Annotated in this window: 16 protein-coding genes; 6 read left to right on the top strand and 10 right to left on the bottom strand. The window is 71.0% G+C overall.

What is annotated here, in order from left to right:
• Positions 1 to 14 precede the first annotated feature (14 nt).
• The 6 genes from mmsB to ACIQ1J_RS03185 form a co-directional block, all read right to left on the bottom strand.
• Positions 15 to 1,259, bottom strand: coding sequence for a multiple monosaccharide ABC transporter permease (gene mmsB / locus ACIQ1J_RS03210; protein ID WP_403553622.1), 1,245 nt, complete (start codon positions 1,257 to 1,259; stop codon positions 15 to 17).
• The gene (gene mmsA / locus ACIQ1J_RS03205; protein ID WP_403553620.1) at positions 1,256 to 2,815 is read right to left on the bottom strand and encodes a multiple monosaccharide ABC transporter ATP-binding protein; all 1,560 of its coding nucleotides are present in this window, start codon (positions 2,813 to 2,815) and stop codon (positions 1,256 to 1,258) included. The genes mmsB and mmsA overlap by 4 nt, the downstream gene beginning before the upstream one ends.
• Positions 2,816 to 2,847: 32 nt before the next feature.
• The gene (chvE, locus tag ACIQ1J_RS03200; RefSeq protein ID WP_403553618.1) at positions 2,848 to 3,957 is read right to left on the bottom strand and encodes a multiple monosaccharide ABC transporter substrate-binding protein; all 1,110 of its coding nucleotides are present in this window, start codon (positions 3,955 to 3,957) and stop codon (positions 2,848 to 2,850) included.
• 147 nt (positions 3,958 to 4,104) lie between these two features.
• Positions 4,105 to 5,076 carry a hypothetical protein gene (locus ACIQ1J_RS03195; RefSeq protein WP_403553616.1) on the bottom strand — a complete coding sequence of 324 codons (972 nt, stop codon included), beginning with the start codon at positions 5,074 to 5,076 and terminating at the stop codon, positions 4,105 to 4,107.
• Positions 5,077 to 5,232: 156 nt separating this feature from the next.
• Entirely contained in the window at positions 5,233 to 6,237 is a 1,005-nt protein-coding gene (locus ACIQ1J_RS03190) for a zinc-binding dehydrogenase (protein WP_403553614.1), read from the bottom strand.
• Positions 6,234 to 7,400, bottom strand: a complete 1,167-nt coding sequence (locus ACIQ1J_RS03185) for a mandelate racemase/muconate lactonizing enzyme family protein (RefSeq protein ID WP_403553612.1) — start codon at positions 7,398 to 7,400, stop codon at positions 6,234 to 6,236. Before ACIQ1J_RS03185 ends, ACIQ1J_RS03190 begins: the two co-directional genes overlap by 4 nt.
• Positions 7,401 to 7,678: 278 nt before the next feature.
• Here ACIQ1J_RS03185 and ACIQ1J_RS03180 point away from each other — a divergent pair, with 278 nt between their 5' ends.
• From ACIQ1J_RS03180 to ACIQ1J_RS03170, 3 genes are all read left to right on the top strand, one after another.
• The gene (locus ACIQ1J_RS03180) at positions 7,679 to 8,416 is read left to right on the top strand and encodes a hypothetical protein (RefSeq protein ID WP_403553610.1); all 738 of its coding nucleotides are present in this window, start codon (positions 7,679 to 7,681) and stop codon (positions 8,414 to 8,416) included.
• 140 nt (positions 8,417 to 8,556) lie between these two features.
• Positions 8,557 to 8,961, top strand: a complete 405-nt coding sequence (locus ACIQ1J_RS03175) for a hypothetical protein (RefSeq protein WP_403553608.1) — start codon at positions 8,557 to 8,559, stop codon at positions 8,959 to 8,961.
• A 14-nt stretch (positions 8,962 to 8,975) separates the two neighbouring features.
• Positions 8,976 to 9,584, top strand: coding sequence for a UTRA domain-containing protein (locus tag ACIQ1J_RS03170; protein ID WP_403553815.1), 609 nt, complete (start codon positions 8,976 to 8,978; stop codon positions 9,582 to 9,584).
• Positions 9,585 to 9,587: 3 nt separating this feature from the next.
• On the opposite strand, the gene ACIQ1J_RS03165 is transcribed toward ACIQ1J_RS03170, so the two are convergent.
• On the bottom strand, positions 9,588 to 10,043 hold the full coding sequence (locus ACIQ1J_RS03165) for a MarR family winged helix-turn-helix transcriptional regulator (RefSeq protein WP_403553606.1): 456 nt from the start codon (positions 10,041 to 10,043) through the stop codon (positions 9,588 to 9,590).
• Between the two features lie 101 nt (positions 10,044 to 10,144).
• On the opposite strand from ACIQ1J_RS03165, the gene ACIQ1J_RS03160 reads away from it, so the two are divergent.
• Both ACIQ1J_RS03160 and ACIQ1J_RS03155 read left to right on the top strand, forming a co-directional pair.
• On the top strand, positions 10,145 to 11,167 hold the full coding sequence (locus ACIQ1J_RS03160) for an NADP-dependent oxidoreductase (protein WP_403553604.1): 1,023 nt from the start codon (positions 10,145 to 10,147) through the stop codon (positions 11,165 to 11,167).
• A gap of 128 nt (positions 11,168 to 11,295) precedes the next feature.
• Positions 11,296 to 11,715: an organic hydroperoxide resistance protein gene (locus ACIQ1J_RS03155; RefSeq protein ID WP_403553602.1), complete on the top strand. Its 420-nt coding sequence runs from the start codon at positions 11,296 to 11,298 to the stop codon at positions 11,713 to 11,715.
• Between the two features lie 13 nt (positions 11,716 to 11,728).
• Here ACIQ1J_RS03155 and ACIQ1J_RS03150 read toward each other — a convergent pair whose 3' ends face one another.
• Positions 11,729 to 12,895: a serine hydrolase domain-containing protein gene (locus ACIQ1J_RS03150; protein WP_403553600.1), complete on the bottom strand. Its 1,167-nt coding sequence runs from the start codon at positions 12,893 to 12,895 to the stop codon at positions 11,729 to 11,731.
• A 134-nt stretch (positions 12,896 to 13,029) separates the two neighbouring features.
• On the opposite strand from ACIQ1J_RS03150, the gene ACIQ1J_RS03145 reads away from it, so the two are divergent.
• The gene (locus ACIQ1J_RS03145) at positions 13,030 to 13,890 is read left to right on the top strand and encodes an EI24 domain-containing protein (protein ID WP_403553598.1); all 861 of its coding nucleotides are present in this window, start codon (positions 13,030 to 13,032) and stop codon (positions 13,888 to 13,890) included.
• On the opposite strand, the gene ACIQ1J_RS03140 is transcribed toward ACIQ1J_RS03145, so the two are convergent.
• A complete protein-coding gene (locus ACIQ1J_RS03140; RefSeq protein WP_403553596.1) occupies positions 13,826 to 15,172 on the bottom strand; it encodes a pyroglutamyl peptidase in 1,347 nt (448 codons plus the stop codon). The two genes, ACIQ1J_RS03145 and ACIQ1J_RS03140, sit on opposite strands and share 65 nt — an antisense overlap.
• A gap of 276 nt (positions 15,173 to 15,448) precedes the next feature.
• Entirely contained in the window at positions 15,449 to 16,435 is a 987-nt protein-coding gene (locus ACIQ1J_RS03135; RefSeq protein ID WP_403553594.1) for an aldose epimerase family protein, read from the bottom strand.
• Between the last annotated feature and the right edge of the window lie 18 nt (positions 16,436 to 16,453).

Genomic DNA, 16,453 nt, shown 5'->3' with positions numbered 1-16,453 from the left:
AACGGACCGCTTCGCTAGGAACCGACCCGCCGCTTGTTCCACACGTCGAACCCGACCGCCGCCAGCAGCACCGCGCCCTTGATGACCTGCTGCCAGTCGGTGCCGATGCCGACGAGGTTCATGCCGTTGTTCAGCACGCCCAGGACCAGGCCGCCGATGATCGCGCCGAGGACCGTGCCGACGCCGCCGCTCATCGACGCGCCGCCGATGAACGAGGCGGCGATGGCCTCCAGCTCGAAGTTGAGTCCGGCCTTGGGCGAGGCCGCGTTGAAGCGGGCGGCGAAGACCAGCCCCGCCAGGGCCGCGAGCATGCCCATGTTCAGGAAGACCAGGAAGGTGACCTTCTTGTCCTTCACGCCCGACAGCTTGGCCGCGGGCAGGTTGCCGCCGATGGCGTAGATGTGGCGGCCGATGATCGCGTTGCGCATCACGTAGCCGAACCCGACGACCAGCACGCCCAGGATGAGCAGCACGACCGGGGCGCCCTTGTAGCTGGCGAGCAGCAGCGTGACGACGAGGACGGCGGAGACCAGCGCGACCAGCTTGAGCACGAACAGCTTGACCGGCGGCACCTCGAGGGCGAACTCCAGCTGCCGCTTGCGGTCACGGACCTCCTGGTACACCACGAAGGCGATCAGCGCGAAGCCCAGCAGCAGGGTGAGGTTGTGGTAGTTGGTGTTCGGGCCGACCTCGGGCAGGAAGCCGTTGGCGATCTTCTGGAGGTCCTTGGGGAACGGGCCGAGGGTCTGGCCCTTCAGGAAGATCTCCGTCAGACCGCGGAAGAGCAGCATGCCCGCCAGGGTCACGATGAACGACGGTATGCCGAGATAGGCGATGAAGAACCCTTGCGCGGCTCCCGCGAGGGCGCCGATGGCCAGGCACAGGATGACCGCGACCGGCCAGGGCAGGTCGTTCCTGACCATCAGGACGGCGGCCATCGAGCCGATGAACGCGGTCAGCGAGCCGACCGAGAGGTCGATGTGGCCCGCGATGATGACGAGCATCATGCCGATCGCGAGGATCAGGATGTAGCTGTTCTGCAGCACCAGGTTGGAGACGTTGCGCGGCAGCAGCAGGTCGCCGTCGGACCACACCGCGAACAGCGCCACGATCAGGCCGAGGGCCATCAGCATGCCGTACTGGCGCATGTTGCGGCGCATGCCGTCGAGTATCAGCTGCAGCAGGCCGCCGCCGGAGGCCGTCCCGTCCTTGCCGGGCGGCGCGGGGGCCGGGGTCTTGGCGGTCACGTCCGTGCTCATCGGGTTACCTCTTCGTCCTTCTTGTCCTTCGTCATCCGACGCATCAGCGCTTCCTGCGATGCTTCGGCCCGCGAGAACTCACCCGTCAGCCGCCCCGCGGCCATCGTGTAGATGCGGTCGCACATGCCGAGCAGCTCCGGCAGTTCGGAGGAGATGAAGACGACCGCCTTGCCCTGGGCGGCCAGCTGGTCGATGACCGTGTAGATCTCGTACTTGGCGCCCACGTCGATGCCCCGCGTGGGCTCGTCCAGGATCAGCACCTCGGGACCCGCGAAGATCCACTTGCTGAGGACGACCTTCTGCTGGTTGCCGCCGGACAGCTTGCCCACCGGCTCGAAGACGGTCGGCGCCTTGATGTTCATGGACTTGCGGAAGTCCTCGGCGACCTGCCGCTCCCCGTGCTCGTCGACCACGCCCCGCTTGGCGACCTTGCCCAGCGCGGTCAGCGAGATGTTCCGGTTGATGGTGTCGATGAGGTTGAGGCCGTAGTGCTTGCGGTCCTCGGTGACGTACGCGATGCCGTGCCTGACCGCCTCCGGGACGGTCTTCGTACGGATCTCCGTGCCGTCCCGCAGGACCGTGCCGCCCGCGTGCCGGCCGTAGGTGCGGCCGAAGACGCTCATCGCCAGCTCGGTGCGGCCGGCGCCCATGAGCCCGGCGATGCCGACGATCTCGCCGCGCCGCACCTCGATCGAGACGTCGTCGACGACCTTGCGCTGCTGGTCGATGGGGTGGTGCACGGTCCAGTTGCGGATCTCCAGGGCGGGCGCGGTCCCCTCCTCCGGGTGGTGCGGGGTCCGCTCCGGGAAGCGGTTCTCCAGGTCGCGGCCGACCATCCCGCTGATGATCCGGTCCTCGGTCGTCTCCTCGGCCTTCACGTCGAGCGTCTCGATGGACTGCCCGTCGCGGATGATCGTGACCGAGTCGGCGACCCGGCGGATCTCGTTCAGCTTGTGCGAGATGATGATCGAGGTCATGCCCTGTTCCCTCAACTGAAGGATCAGCTCGAGGAGTTTGCCGCTGTCCTCGTCGTTGAGCGCCGCCGTCGGCTCGTCGAGGATGAGCAGCTTCACCTTCTTCGACAGCGCCTTGGCGATCTCCACCAGCTGCTGCTTGCCCACGCCGATGTCGGCGACGCGGGTCTCCGGGTGCTCGTCGAGACCTACCCGGCGCAGCAGTTCGGTGGCGTGCTTCAGGGTGTCGTTCCAGTTGATGAGTCCGCGCTTGGCGTGCTCGTTGCCGAGGAAGATGTTCTCGGCGATGGACAGGTACGGCACCAGCGCCAGCTCCTGGTGGATGATCACGATGCCGTGCTGTTCGCTCGCCCGGATGTCCTTGAACCGGCAGGTCTCGCCGTCGAAGAGGACGTCCCCCTCGTAACTGCCGTGCGGATGGACGCCGGAGAGCACCTTCATCAGGGTCGACTTGCCGGCGCCGTTCTCCCCGCAGATGGCGTGGACCTCGCCCTGGCGAACGGTCAGTGTGACGTCCGACAGCGCTTTGACACCGGGAAAGGTCTTGACGATCGAGCGCATTTCCAGGACGGGTCCCGCCATGGTCGTGCCTTCCAATCCTTGAGGGGGCCCGGTTACTTGAGGTCGTCGGCGGAGTAGGTGCCGCCTTCGACGAGGACCTTCTCGTAGTTGGTCTTGTCCACGCTGACCGGCTGCAGCAGGTAGGCGGGGACGACCTTGGCGCCGTTGTCGTACGACTTGGCGTCGTTGACCTCGGGCTCCTTGTCGTCGAGGGAGGCTTCGACCATGTTCGAGGCGACCTTGGCGAGCTCGCGGAGGTCCTTGAAGACGGTCTGCGTCTGCTCGTCCGCGATGATCGACTTCACCGAGGCGACCTCGGCGTCCTGGCCCGTGACGACCGGCATCGGCTTGCTGCCCGAGCCGTAGCCGTCCGACTTCAGGGAGGACAGGATGCCGATGGAGATGCCGTCGTACGGCGAGAGCACCGCGTCGACCCGGGCGCTGCGGTAGCTGGAGGTGAGCAGGTCGTCCATGCGCTTCTGCGCGGTGCCGCCGTCCCAGCGCAGGGTGGTGACCTGGTTGAGGGCGGTCTGCTTGGACCGGACGATGAGGTCGCCCTTGTCCATGTACGGCTTCAGGACGTTCATCGCGCCCCGGAAGAAGTACCCGGTGTTGTTGTCGTCGTTGGAGCCGGCGAACAGCTCGATGTTGAAGGGGCCCTTCTTGCCGTCCTTCAGACCGAGCTTGTCCACGATGTAGGTGCCCTGCAGCTCGCCGACCTTCTCGTTGTCGAACGAGGCGTAGTAGTCGACGTTCTCCGTGCCGAGGATCAGCCGGTCGTAGGAGATGACCGGGATGTCGGCGTCCTTGGCCTGCTGGAGCACGTTGTTGAGGGACTTGTTGTCGATCGCGGCGATGACCAGGGCGTCCACCCCCTGCGTGATCATGTTCTCGATCTGGGAGACCTGCTGGTCCGGGTCGTCCTCGCCGTAGACGAGCTTGGTCTCGTAACCCTTGGCCTTGAGCTCCTTCTCGACGTTGGCGCCGTCGGAGATCCAGCGCTCGGAGGACTTGGTGGGCATCGCGATGCCGATGGTGGCGCCGTCGCTGCCGCCCTTGTCCTCCTCGCTGCCGCCCTCGCTGTTCTGGCCGCAGGCGGTCAGCGTGAGGGCGAGGGAGGCGGCGGAGGCTATGGCGGCGAGTGCGGCTCTGCGGTTGCGCATGGTCATCATCCTTGATGTGGGTGCAGGGCTCGGTCTGGTGGTGCCGGTGGTGCCGTCACGCAGAAAGCTGAGGGTGGATCGACCGAGAGCAGGTGTGTGGGATTGTGCGCGGCTGTGTCTTCTTTTGTGAAGGCAGTTTCCGGAACGTTATGACGAGATCTCGAACCGGTTGAGCGAGCCCGGCTCACGCGTGCCGAGCGGAGCCATGTCGCCGTCCGCCCCGTGCCGCGCGAGCAGGTCCAGTGCGAGCCGGCCGCGCCGCACCCGCTCCTTGGCGGTGGTCAGCGTCAGTTCGCGCAGGTGGTGGCCGTACGGGTAGATCCCGGGCGCCTTGGCGAGACCGAACTTCAGATACAGCGGGGCACCGCGCCGGATCAGCTCGGCGACCTCGTACATCCGCACGTAGCCGCCGAGGTCGTCGGGGGCCTCGATGTACATGTCCATGGGCGCGGCCGAAACCCGCCGGATCTCGGTCAGGTGATCGGGCGTCAGGTCGCTGGGCACGTTGATGGAGTCGGCGCCGAGCCGCTCGTACACCGCGTACGAGGCCGGGTTGACCGGCCCCACGAGCGCCGAGAGCTTGAGCGTGGTGTCGGCGGGGATGATCCCGGCCGACCGTGCCCGGTGCAGCGTCCACAGCACGCCCTCGTCGGCGACGAGCAGGCACTTGACGCCCAGCTCCGTCGCGCGCACGGCGTCTTCGACGCAGCCGGCGACCGCGTCGTGGCCGCGTGCCCGCAGGCCCGCGCCGCCCGAGTCGGTCCGGGTGGAGCCGCCGATGTCCCAGGTGCCGCGCGGGCCGGTGAACAGGCAGAGTTCGATGTCGCGTTCGGCGGTGGCCTCGACCATCTCGGTGATCTCGGCGTCGGTCAGCATCCACACGCCGCTGCCCTGGCTGATCCGGTGGATCGGCACATCCAGTCGCGAGGACTCCTTCAGGACCACCCCCAGCGCCTCCGGCCCCTCGCAGGAGGGGATCTCGGTGCGCCAGCGGCCGCCGCCCGGGAAGGAGTGCGGCGAGGCGTCGGCGGGGTCGAGGGCGGGCGCGGCCAGGCCGAGGGCGGTGAGCGCCTGCTCACCGGGCCTGCGTGCGGCGGCCTTGGCGGAAGCGTCGGTCACAAGCTGTCCTTAGTGTTCGGTATATCGGACGAAGTTCGCGGCTTAGGGAGGAGTGGCCGCAGTGCCGGGCCGGGGGAGCAGCCCCGCGGAGGGAAGTACGCCGGTACGGAGGCCGTCAGGCCGCCCCCGTACCGGCGTACGGCTCAGGGGCGGGCGTCAGGGACGCAACAGCACCTTGCCGACCTTCGGGTCACCGGACCCCACCAGCTCGATGGCCTCGGCGAACTCCGCGAGCGGCAGCTCGTGCGTCACCAGCGGCCGCGGATCGAGCAGGCCGGCCGCGAAGACCCGCACCGTGTGCGCCCAGGCGTCCGGCGGCGCCCCGAAGACGGTGTGCACCTCCAGCTGCCGTACGACCAGGTCGGTCGGGTCCAGCCCGTCGGCGCCCGGCGCCGGGATGCCGGTCAGCACCAGCCGCCCGCCCCTGCGGAGCAGCGCGGCGGCGGTGCGGGCGGCGTCTGCGGACCCGGCGGTCTCGATGACGACGTCGAAGTCACCGGGGAGGAGCTGGTCCTTCGTCCGGAAGACGGTCGCCCCGTACTGCCGCGAGAGCGCCTCCCGGTCCCCGCGCGTGCCGACGACCAGCAGTTCGCCCGGGGACGCCGCGCGCAGGAACTGCACGGCGAACATGCCGAGCGTCCCGGTGCCGACGACCGCGACCCGCTCACCGGGGCGGGCGTTCGCCTTGAGCGCGGCGGCGGCGATGCAGGCGGCGGGCTCCAGCAGGGCGGCGGCGGTGAGGTCGGCGTCGTCGGGCAGGACGTGCAGGAGGCGGGCGGGCAGCGTCAGCGTGGGCGCCATGGCCCCCGGCTGGGTGAACCCCGTCTCCTCGTACCCCGCCGTGCACAGCGTCGTCTCGCCCGCGTGGCAGCGGTCGCACACCTGGCAGTTGCGGAACCCTTCGCCGACCACCCCGCGCCCGACGAGGGACGCGGGCACCCCGGCGCCGACCCGCGCCACGGTTCCGGACCACTCGTGCCCGGGGGTGAGCGGGTAACGCACGTACCCCTCGGGCCGGTTGCCCTGGTAGACCTCGCGGTCGCTGCCGCAGACGCCGGCCGCGTGCACCCGCACCAGCGCCTCGCCGGGACCGGGCTCACGCGGCTCGTGCGGCACCAGCCGGTGCTCGCCCGGCGCCTCGATGACGACCGCGCCACTCATCCCTGGGCCCCCTTGGGCCTGCGCTGCTCCCAGCCCTCGGCCCACAGGTCGAACCGGGCCTGCTGCTGCGGGAACTCGGCCGCCGCGTCGACGTCCAGCTCGACCCCGAGGCCGGGCGCGTCGGACAGGTGGAAGCACCCGTCCTCCGGGTCCACCACCGGCGCGCCCTTGACCACCTTCTTGATCTCCGCGTCCGCGAAGTCGTTGAAGTGCTCCAGGATCTTGAAGTTCGGTGAGGTGAAGCCGACCTGGAGGCTCGCGGCGGTCAGCACCGGCCCGCCCACGTTGTGCGGGGCCACCAGCGTGTAGTGGGTCTCGGCGGTGGCGGCGAGCTTCCGGGTCTCCCAGATGCCGCCGATGTGGCCGACGTCGGGCTGGATGATGTCCACGGACTGGTCCTCGAACAGCTCCCGGAACTCGATCCGGTCGTGGATGCGCTCGCCGGTGGCGACCGGGATGTCGACCTTCTCGGCGACCTTCCGCAGCGCCTTGAGGTTCTCCGGCGGGACCGGCTCCTCCAGCCAGGCCGGCTTGAAGGGCGCGAGTTCGCGCGCGAGCCGGACAGCGGTGGCGGGGGAGAAGCGCCCGTGCATCTCCAGCATCAGCTCGGCGTCGGGCCCGATCGCGTCCCGGACCGCCTCGATCAGCGACACGGCGTACAGGCTCTGCGCGTGGTCGAGTTCGAAGTGCCCGGTGCCGAACGGGTCGATCTTCAGCGCCCGGTACCCGCGCTCCATGACCCCCTGCGCGGCCTTGTGGTACGCCTCCGGCGTCCGCTCGGTCGTGTACCAGCCGTTGGCGTACGCCTTCACCTTGTCGGTGACCTTGCCGCCGAGCAGCTGCCAGACCGGGACGCCGAGCGCCTTGCCCTTGATGTCCCAGCAGGCCATCTCGACGACGGCGATACCGGACATCACGATCTCGCCGGCGCGGCCGTAGTCGCCGTACTTCATGCGGCGGACCAGGTCCTCGACGGCGAACGGGTCGGAACCGAGAATGTGATTGGCCTCGGCCTCCTTCAGATAGCCGAGGAGGGCGTCGGTGTGCCCCAGCATCCGGGTCTCGCCGACTCCGGTGATCCCCTCGTCGGTGTGCACCTGGACGTATGTCAGGTTGCGCCACGGCGTCCCGACCACGTGTGTGCTGATTCCGGTGATGCGCACGGCGGCTGCCCTTCACTGTGTTCGATATTTCGTCACTCGTTCGAAATGCTGGCGTGACAGTAAGGAGGCGGCGGTCGGAGTGTCAATGGGTCGGACGCATAACGGTTTCGACAGCTTAGAAAGTGCGGAGCGGAGCGGTTCCGGCCGCTTTCCCACACAACCTTCACCGCCACGTCTAGGAACGTGCCCGTTGCGGAACTTAACCTTCCCGCGTCATGGACTACTGCGACCCGTGCCGACGGCACCTCAACGGCGCCCTCGCCTGCCCGGGGTGCGGCATGCCCGCCGTACAAGTCGGCTCGCCCGTCGCATACTTGGCGGCGAGTGAGGGGCGCCCGCCCCGAGCCGCCGACGAGACCCGCACACCCGACCGGCCCTGTGCGCCCGACCGGACCCCCGTGCCCGCCGAGGTCGACACGCCCGCCGAGGATGACGCGCCCGCTGTCGCCTCCACCGACGCCTCCGCCGACGGTTCCCGCGGCGGCCGGGGCAGCCGCCGTGACCGCAAGGCCGCCGCACACCGCCGTCGCCGCCGCCGGACCCTGCTGGTCACCGCGGGCTTCGTCCTGGCGGCCGGCGGACTGAGCCTCGCGGAACTCGGCATGGACGCCCCCGGCTCCCCGGCGAAGCCGGCGGCCGCCGGGGGCGAGACGACGGACGGCGGGGCGACGCGCGAGGTGGGGGATTCGCCGGCGGTCCCGGTCGACGAGACGTCGAGGACGACCTCGGCCTCCGGCACACCGTCCCCCGACGCGTCCGCCTCGGCGACGGCGTCGGCCTCGGCGTCGGCATCGGCGTCCCCAGACGCGGAGACGGCGGAGACGGCGGAGACGGCGGTCGAGACCGAGGCCCCGTCGGCACCTTCGTCGCAGGCCTCGGAGGCCACCCCGACCGCCGGCCCGCCCGTCACGCGGCCGGACGACGACCCGCCCCCGACCACGCCTCCCACCCCGACGACCTCACCGGACCCGACCCCCACCGAAACGTGCGACCGCTTCCTGTGGTGGTGCGCGTAAGCGTTTCGCGTGCCCCGTGAGTGGTGTGGCCCGGTACCTGATTCGGGGTATTCGTCAGGACTCCTGGACGGACTCGGTCTTACGCAACGGGAGGTGCCGGAGCGTTCACCGTTCCGGTCGGCACGGGGAGTCGGTGGGGTATGGCCATGCCAGGGACGGCGCGGGCCTGGATCGTCGTGACGGCGGTGGTGGCGGGGCCGGCCTCGGCGGCCCTGGTGCTCGTGGCGGTCCTGGCGGACCTGGACACCGCCGGGCAGGCCGCGAGCGTGGCGGGCGCGGTGGTCGGCCTCCTGGCCCTGGTGGTATCGGTGATCGCCTTGTTCCGTAACGGCTCTCCGACCGCAGGGGCTCGGTCGGTCCAGTCCGGCGGGGTCATCGGTCGAGCGGTCACCGGCGATCGCAACCGTCTCGGGCCCGCGACGCCTCCCGTCCCCCCGTCGGCCCCCGCCTCTCCCTCCGGCAACGCCGTACCGAGCGAGCGAGGGGTCTCCGCTTCGGGCGGCATCGGCCAGGCCGTCACCGGCGACGAGAACGAGGACGCGTGAAGTGGTGGCGGGGCCTGCGCAAGCCCGCTGAAGTCCAGGTCGAGGAGGCGAAGGCTCTGGCCGTTGCGGGCCGCAGGGCGGGAGCCTCCGTCACCGTCCGCGAGCACCGGCAGCGTACGGTCTCACCGGCCGCGCTCACGACAGCAGACCGCTGGCTCACGGAGGCTGCCAAGCACGGCACCCGCGCCCGCAGTGCCCTCCGTGATGTCGCGGAGGTCTGCCCACCCGCCGACGTCCGTTCCGCCTTCGGTCTCCCCGCGGACGGCACGGCGCTCCTTCGCAGTCAGATCCTTCTGATCGACGACGAGCCCGCCGAGCTCGTCGACTGCTATTACCCGATGGACATCGCCCGGGACACGGCGCTCATGGAGCGACGCCGGATCAAAGGCGGCGCACCCGCGCTGCTGGCGGAACTGGGCCACCCCGCGCGGCGCAGCGTGGACCGGGTCTCCGCGCGGATTCCGACCCAGGAGCAGTACCGAGCCCTCCACCTCACCAGCAGTACGCCGGTCCTGCGCACCCTCCGGGTCGCCCACGGTGAAGCGGACAGTCCGGTCGAGGTGACGGTCATGCTGAAGGCAGGGCACCTCTACGAGCTGCAGTACGAGTTCGACATGCCGTGAGGGTCAGCCCTCCGTCGAGTCCTCCGCCAGCATCCTCCGCAACGCGTCCCGCAGGGCCACCCGCTCGTCCTCCGACAGCCCCGCCAGTGGCTCGCGCGCGAACCGCAGGGACTCGCGCAGCCCCCGCGCCACCCGTCGGCCCTCCTCCGTCGCCGCCGCCACCTTCACCCGCCGGTCGCCGGGATCGGGCCGCCGCTCGACCAGTCCCCGCGCCTCCAGCCGGTCCACGATCCCGGTGACGTTCGACGGCTCGCACTTCAGCTTCTGGGCCAGCTTCCGCATCGGCAGCGGCTCCAGCGACAGCAGACTGAGCAGCTTGGCCTGCGCGCCGGTCAGAGCGCGTTCCGCGGCCGCCTCCTCGTAGTCGGCGTGGAAGCGGGCCACGACCTCGCCGATCAGCTCGACGACTTCGAGAGTGAGCGCGTCGGGTCGGCGGGTCGTGTCGCGTGGTGTGGCCATGGAATCCAGGGTACCCATTTGTTTGACAACCTGAAATGTTCAGTCGCATGGTTGTTTCAGATCCTGAAACATCCCCGGCAAGCGCCAGGAAAGGTGCCCCCATGACCGACTCCCCCGCCCTCCCCGCCGTCAACCGCGAATGGCACCTGGTCAGCCGCCCGGTCGGCTGGCCCAAGCCCGAGGACTTCGCCCTCGTCGAGGCGGAGGTCCCCACCCCGGGTGAGGGCCAGGTGCTGGTGCGCAACCTGTTCGTCTCCGTCGACCCCTACATGCGCGGCCGCATGAGCGCCGCCAAGTCCTACGCCGACCCCTACGAGCTGGGCAAGCCCATGCAGGGCGGCGCGGTCGGCGAGGTCGTCGCCTCGAACGCCGAGGGCTTCGCCGTGGGCGACCACGTCCTGCACTTCTTCGGCTGGCGCGAGTACGCCGCCATGGACGCGAAGAACGCCGTCAAGGTGGACCCGGAGGCGGCGCCGCTGTCGACGTACCTGGGAGTGCTCGGTATGACGGGGCTCACCGCGTACGCCGGCCTGCTGCGCGTCGCCGCGCTCAAGGAGGGCGACACCGTGTTCGTCTCCGGCGCGGCCGGTGCCGTCGGCAGCCAGGTGGGGCAGATCGCCAAGCTGAAGGGCGCCGCCCGGGTCATCGGTTCCGCCGGTTCGGCCGAGAAGGTCGAGCTGCTCGTCGACGAGTACGGCTTCGACGCCGCCTTCAACTACAAGGACGGCCCGGTGGGCGAGCAGCTGCGCGCCGCCGCCCCGGACGGCATCGACGTCTACTTCGACAACGTGGGCGGCGACCACCTGGAGGCCGCCGTCGGCTCCCTCAACCTGAACGGCCGCATCGCGATCTGCGGAGCGATCTCCGTCTACAACAACACCGAGCCCGCCCCCGGCCCGAAGAACCTCGCCCGTCTGATCCAGACCCGCGGCCGCATCGAGGGCTTCCTGGTCGGCGACCACTACGACCTCCAGCCGCAGTTCGTCCAGGAGGTCGGACCCTGGGTCCGCTCCGGCGAGCTGAAGTACCGCGAGACGGTCGTCGAGGGCATCGAGAACAACCTGGAGGCCTTCCTCGGCGTCCTGCGCGGCGACAACACCGGCAAGATGATCGTCAAGCTCTGAGCCCCTGCTCCAGCTCCCCTCGGGGAAGGGCGGGCCTTCACGGAGTTTCCGGCATGCGGTAGCGTCTTTCCGAAATCCGTCGTGATCGTGGGCGCGAGTCACGGCGGACCGAGGAGGAAGACAACCGCATGCCGATTCAGCAGTCCGAGGTCCTCTACACCGCCGTCGCCACCGCCGAGAACGGCCGCGACGGACGGGTGGCCACCGATGACGGCAAACTCGACCTGGTCGTGAACCCGCCCAAGGAGATGGGCGGCAACGGCGCCGGCACCAACCCGGAGCAGCTGTTCGCCGCCGGGTACAGCGCCTGCTTCCAGGGCGCGCTCGGCGTGGTGGCCCGCCAGGAGGGCGCCGACATCACCGGTTCGACCGTCACCGCGAAGGTCGGGATCGGCAAGAACGACGACGGGTTCGGGATCACCGTCGAGATCTCCGCCGAGATCCCGTCGGTGGACGCCGCCACCGCGTGGTCGCTGGTGGAGAAGGCCCACCAGGTCTGCCCGTACTCGAAGGCGACCCGCGGCAACATCACCGTGACGCTCGTCTGACCGGCCCCCGGTCTCACCCGGTGCGGCGTTCGCACGCGAGCGCCGCACCGTGCACCGCCGCCACCAGCCGGCCGTTCTCCGGCGCCGCCCCGCCCGGGTAGGCGCAACGGCGCCTGGTGTACCCGTACGCCAGCCCGCTGAACGGGTCCGCGAAGGCCTGGCAGCCGCCCGCACCGCTGTGCCCGATCGCCCCGGCGCCCAGGAACGGGTGCCAGGTGTCCGCCGTCGCCTCGAAGCCGAGGCCGTACGACCGGTGCGTCCGGGTCACCAGGTCGTGGCCGACCGAGTGGAACTGCCCGAACTCCGCCACCGTGTCCGGCTTCAGCAGCGGCGCCTTGCCGTCCAGTTCGCCGATGGCCGCCGCGTAGAGCCCGGCCAGCCCGCGCGCCGAGGCCACGCCGCCCACCGAGGCCGGGCCCCGGGCGCGCACGACCGGCTCGTTGGGCAGGGTCGCCAGGTCGGTGGGGTGCGCCGCGTTGCGGTTGAAGGCGATCGCGGCGAGCGTGTGCGGGCCGTCCGGGAGCGGTTCCGGCGCCACCTTCTGCACCGGGGTGCGGACCACCGCCCGCGCGGTGCGGAAGCGGTGGTCCAGCGAGGCCGGCAGACCCAGGTGGAAATCCAGACGGTGCGGGGCGCGGACCCGGTCCTCGTAGACCTCCTGGAGGGTGTGCCCGGTGGCCCTGCGCACCACCTCGCCCGCGAGGGCGCCGAGGACGAGCGCGTGGTACCCGAAGGCCGTGCCGGGACGCCAGTACGGACGCTGGTCGGCGAGGCGTTCGGCGATCACCCGGTCGTCGGCCAGCTCGGCCGTGCTGAAGCCGGTGTCCGTGCCGATCACGCCCGCGCGGTGCGCGAGCAGGTCGCGCAGGGTCAGCGCGCCCTTGCCCTCGGCCGCGAACTCCGGCCAGTAGTAGGTCACCCTGCGGTCCAGCTCCAGGGTGCCCTCCTGCACCAGCACGGCGACCACCAGGTGGGCCGCGCCCTTGGTGGCCGAGTGCACCCCGTACAGCGAGCCGGCGTCGGCGCCGTCACCGGTCCACAGGTCGACGACCCGGCGACCGTGGACGTAGGCGCACAGCTGACCCTCGTAGTCCGGCCGTTCGCCGGCCACGACCGCCGCGAACTCCTCACGCACCGCCTCGAAGCCGTCGGCGACGGTGCCGTGGATCTTCTGCGTCATCCGCTTCTCCTCACCAACTCGGCGGACCTCTGCGGGGCCGTTCGCCGATCGGTACGGCGCGACGAGCGTGTTCGACTCAATCGCGGCTCCATCGGAGCGGGGTGGTGTCGGTGCCGACCGGTAGAGTTCCGCCCATGCGCGATCTTGGGGCGGGATTCGGCCATCTCCTGAAGGGCCAGCGCTGGGTGGCCCGGCACGGCAAGAGCTACGGCTTCGGGCTCCTCCCGGGCCTGATCACACTGGTGCTGTACGCGGCGGCCCTGGTCGGGCTGGCGCTGTGGGGCACGGACTTCGTCGCCTGGGCGACCCCCTTCGCCGACGACTGGTCGAGCCCCTGGACCGGGCTGTTCCGCGGCTTCCTCACCGCCGTCCTGTTCGCCCTCGCCCTGCTCCTGGCCGTCCTCACCTTCACCGCGGTGACGCTGCTGGTCGGCCAGCCCTTCTACGAGAGCCTCTCCGAGCGCGTCGACCGCGACGTCTCCCCGGACGGCACCGCTCCCGAGTCGCACCTGCCGCTCTGGCGCGAGTTGTGGATCTCCGGCCGCGACAGCCTCCGGATCCTTCTCCGCGCCGCCGTCTGGGGCGTCCTGCTCTTCGCTCTCGGCTTCATCCCGGTCGTCGGGCAGACCGTGGTCCCGGTGATCGGCTTCTTCGTCACCGGCTTCTTCCTCACCGAGGAACTGGCCTCCGTCGCCCTCCAGCGCCGCGGGGTCCAGCTGCGCGACCGCCTCGCCCTCCTGCGCTCGCGCAAGACGCTGGTCTGGGGCTTCGGCACACCGTTGAGCGTGTCCTTCCTGGTGCCGTTCGTCGCGGTGTTCCTGATGCCGGGAGCGGTCGCCGGCGCCACGCTCCTCGCCCGCGAACTGCTGGGCGAGGAGATCCGCGACGGCGGCGCCGACCGCTCCGAAGACGGCTCCGCCGACCCGGCGGTCAGCTCCGGTCCGGCACGCCCGGCCGGTCCGACCGGTCCGACCGGTCCGGTACCGAGGCACTGACCGCCACGGCCACGATCGCCCGCACCTGCGCCACGATGTCCAGCCGGTTCCGCACGAAAGCGGGATCGGTGACCGCCCCGGTCGCCGGACCGGTGTTCCCGGCCCCGAACTGCAGCACCGGCGTGTGGACGTGCCCGCCCGGCAGGGTCGCGTCGAGCCCCAGCCGGTCCCGCAGCAGGGTCGCCCGGTAGGCGATCTCGTTGGAGAGGTAGTCCCCGCCGCCCCCGGCGCGGGCCGTCGAACCGGGCGTGGGCCCGTCCGGCCGTACGACCGGCTCGGTGCCTCCTGCCGGGATCTCGGTCACGCTCGTGTTGTCGTACACGGGGAAGCGCCCGGTGTCCGCCGCCGCGATCGCCTCGTACGGCAGTGTGGTCGTCGTCCACTGCGGCTGCGAGGCCGGGTCGGCGACGGGCACCGTCTCCGTGCGGGAGACGTTCTCGTTGTCGGGGAAACCGCCCCGCCAGGCCCCGTTGGTCCGCTCCACGTCGAACCGCCCGACCCGGCCCTGGCTCACGGTCGTGAACAGATCCACCCTCGGCAGGTGCGGCCGCAGGGCGCGCTCCACCGCCCCGTCCGAGAAGTCCCGCCAGCGCACCGGGAACACGGCCGTCTCCACCCGGGCGGGTCCGTCCGGTGTGTCGATCACCGTGCCGTCCAGGGCGAGCGCGGCGGCGCCGGACGGATTGGAGATCCGGATGTCGCGGTCGAGGGTGAAGGGGTCGAAACCGGTGAGCAGCACCCGCTTCATGCCCTTGCCGCCCTTGCCGCCCTTGCCGCCCTTGCCGTGCCTGTCGTGCCTGTCGTGCGGCAGGCGGATGTCGCTCTGGCCGCGGGAGGCGCGCTCCAGTTCTCCGAGCAGCGCGGCCCGCTGCCGCCCGGTCAGCCCGAACGCCGGCTCCCAGGTGCGCAGTTCACGCGTCATCCCGAGCCGTGCCCAGTACAGGGGCCGGTCGTCGTCCCGGCTGAGGTCCCCGCGGGCCGGACCCCGGCCCTGTACCCGGTCCACGGCCCGCCGCCACAGCGCCGAGCCCTCGCGCGCGACGATGCGGCGGGCCTCGCGGTAGGAGTCGGCCCGTCCGAGCCCGCGGGCGAACGCCGGTCCCGCCGAGCCGAATCCGGAGCGCCGCAGGATCTCCTGGGGCACGTCCCCGTCGAGCCGCAGCTCCTCCACGGTGGGTGCGGAGGCGGTGGCCGGGGGCGCCGCCGTGGCCGTCGCCGGGGCCGCGAGCCCCGCCACCAGGGCCAGTGCGAGTACGCCGATCCGAACGCGTATGTGTGTCAAGGGAGTCCAGGTCCTTCCGTCGCCGTGGGGTGCGCTGTGGGACGGCGGCAGTATCCCGTGGCGGAAGGGCCGTGCGCCATGGCGCGTGGCGACCGGCTCGTGGCCGTTTGTGAAGGGTTCGTACGAACCGGTGACCGGACGCCCGATCGTGGACCACCTGATCTCCGGGGCGATTACCGTCTGACGCGGGACCGCTCACGGCGTGCCCCCACGAACAGCCCCGGCCCGGGACCTGACATCCGGGCCGGGGCTCAGTACCCGGGGGGACCGTACGGGCTACCGCACCGAGAAGCCGTACACCGTCTCCGAGCGGAAGGCCTCGCCCGGCCGCAGCACCGTGCTCGGGAACTCCGGCCGGTTCGGCGAGTCCGGGAAGTGCTGCGTCTCCAGCGCGACGCCGTCCCCGGGCGCGAACGGCTCGCCCAGGTGGTCGGCGGTGTACAGCTGGAGGCCGGGCTCGGTCGTCGCCACCGTCAGCACGCGCCCCGACGCGGGGTCGTACAGCTCGGCGACCGCCACGGCGGTGTCCGTCACGCCCTTGTCGAGGACGAAGTTGTGGTCGTAGCCGGAACCGACCTTGCGCGCCCGCCGGAAGTCGAAGCGCGTGTCCGCCACGTCCTCGGTGGGGCCCGTCGGGATCAGGCCGGCGTCGACCGGCGTGATCCGGGAGGCGGCGAGCCGCAGTTCATGGCCGCCCGCGTGCCCGGAGCCCGGCCCGCCCAGGTTGAAGTAGCTGTGGTTCGTCGGGTTCAGCACGGTCGGCGCGTCCGTGACCGCCTCGTACGCGATCCGCAGCGCGCCCGACGCGTCCAGCGTGTACGTCACCGAGATCTCCAGCCGGCCCGGGAATCCCTCCTCGCCGTGCGGGCTGACGCGGCTGAGCCGGACGCCGTGCGTGCCGTCCCCGGCCGGCTCCGCGTCCCACACGCGCTTGTCGAAGCCGCACTCACCGCCGTGCAGCGAGTTCGGCCCGTTGTTGAGCGCCAGCGCGTACGTCCGCCCGTCCAACTGGAAACGGCCGCCCGCGATCCGGTTGGCGTACCGCCCCACGAGCGCGCCGAAGTAGGGCTCCGGGTGCGTCACATAGCCGTCCAGGTCCGCGAACCCCAGCACCACGTCGGCGGTGTTCCCGTCCCGGTCCGGTACCTCGGCAGACTGCACGATCCCGCCGTACGACAGGACCCGTACCCGTACGCCGGCCCGCTCCAGGGTCCAGCGGTGGACGGGGGTACCGTCGGAAAGTGTGCCGAAGAGTTCGTTCATGTGCGGAACTCTAGGACA

Source organism: Streptomyces sp. NPDC097107, assembly GCF_044762405.1.
Classification (GTDB): Bacteria; Actinomycetota; Actinomycetes; order Streptomycetales; family Streptomycetaceae; genus Streptomyces; species Streptomyces thinghirensis.
The sequence above is the reverse complement of the archived record's forward strand: the minus strand, read 5'-3'. Positions and strand labels throughout refer to the sequence as shown.

Coding starts and splice junctions, on each gene's coding strand:
- ACIQ1J_RS03135 (WP_403553594.1), bottom strand. CDS start 16,435: ATGAACGAACTCTTCGGCACACTTTCCGACGGTACCCCCGTCCACCGC.
- mmsB (WP_403553622.1), bottom strand. CDS start 1,259: ATGAGCACGGACGTGACCGCCAAGACCCCGGCCCCCGCGCCGCCCGGC.
- ACIQ1J_RS03145 (WP_403553598.1), top strand. CDS start 13,030: ATGCGCGATCTTGGGGCGGGATTCGGCCATCTCCTGAAGGGCCAGCGC.
- ACIQ1J_RS03150 (WP_403553600.1), bottom strand. CDS start 12,895: ATGACGCAGAAGATCCACGGCACCGTCGCCGACGGCTTCGAGGCGGTG.
- ACIQ1J_RS03165 (WP_403553606.1), bottom strand. CDS start 10,043: ATGGCCACACCACGCGACACGACCCGCCGACCCGACGCGCTCACTCTC.
- ACIQ1J_RS03160 (WP_403553604.1), top strand. CDS start 10,145: ATGACCGACTCCCCCGCCCTCCCCGCCGTCAACCGCGAATGGCACCTG.
- mmsA (WP_403553620.1), bottom strand. CDS start 2,815: ATGGCGGGACCCGTCCTGGAAATGCGCTCGATCGTCAAGACCTTTCCC.
- ACIQ1J_RS03155 (WP_403553602.1), top strand. CDS start 11,296: ATGCCGATTCAGCAGTCCGAGGTCCTCTACACCGCCGTCGCCACCGCC.
- chvE (WP_403553618.1), bottom strand. CDS start 3,957: ATGCGCAACCGCAGAGCCGCACTCGCCGCCATAGCCTCCGCCGCCTCC.
- ACIQ1J_RS03180 (WP_403553610.1), top strand. CDS start 7,679: ATGCCCGCCGTACAAGTCGGCTCGCCCGTCGCATACTTGGCGGCGAGT.
- ACIQ1J_RS03190 (WP_403553614.1), bottom strand. CDS start 6,237: ATGAGTGGCGCGGTCGTCATCGAGGCGCCGGGCGAGCACCGGCTGGTG.
- ACIQ1J_RS03175 (WP_403553608.1), top strand. CDS start 8,557: ATGGCCATGCCAGGGACGGCGCGGGCCTGGATCGTCGTGACGGCGGTG.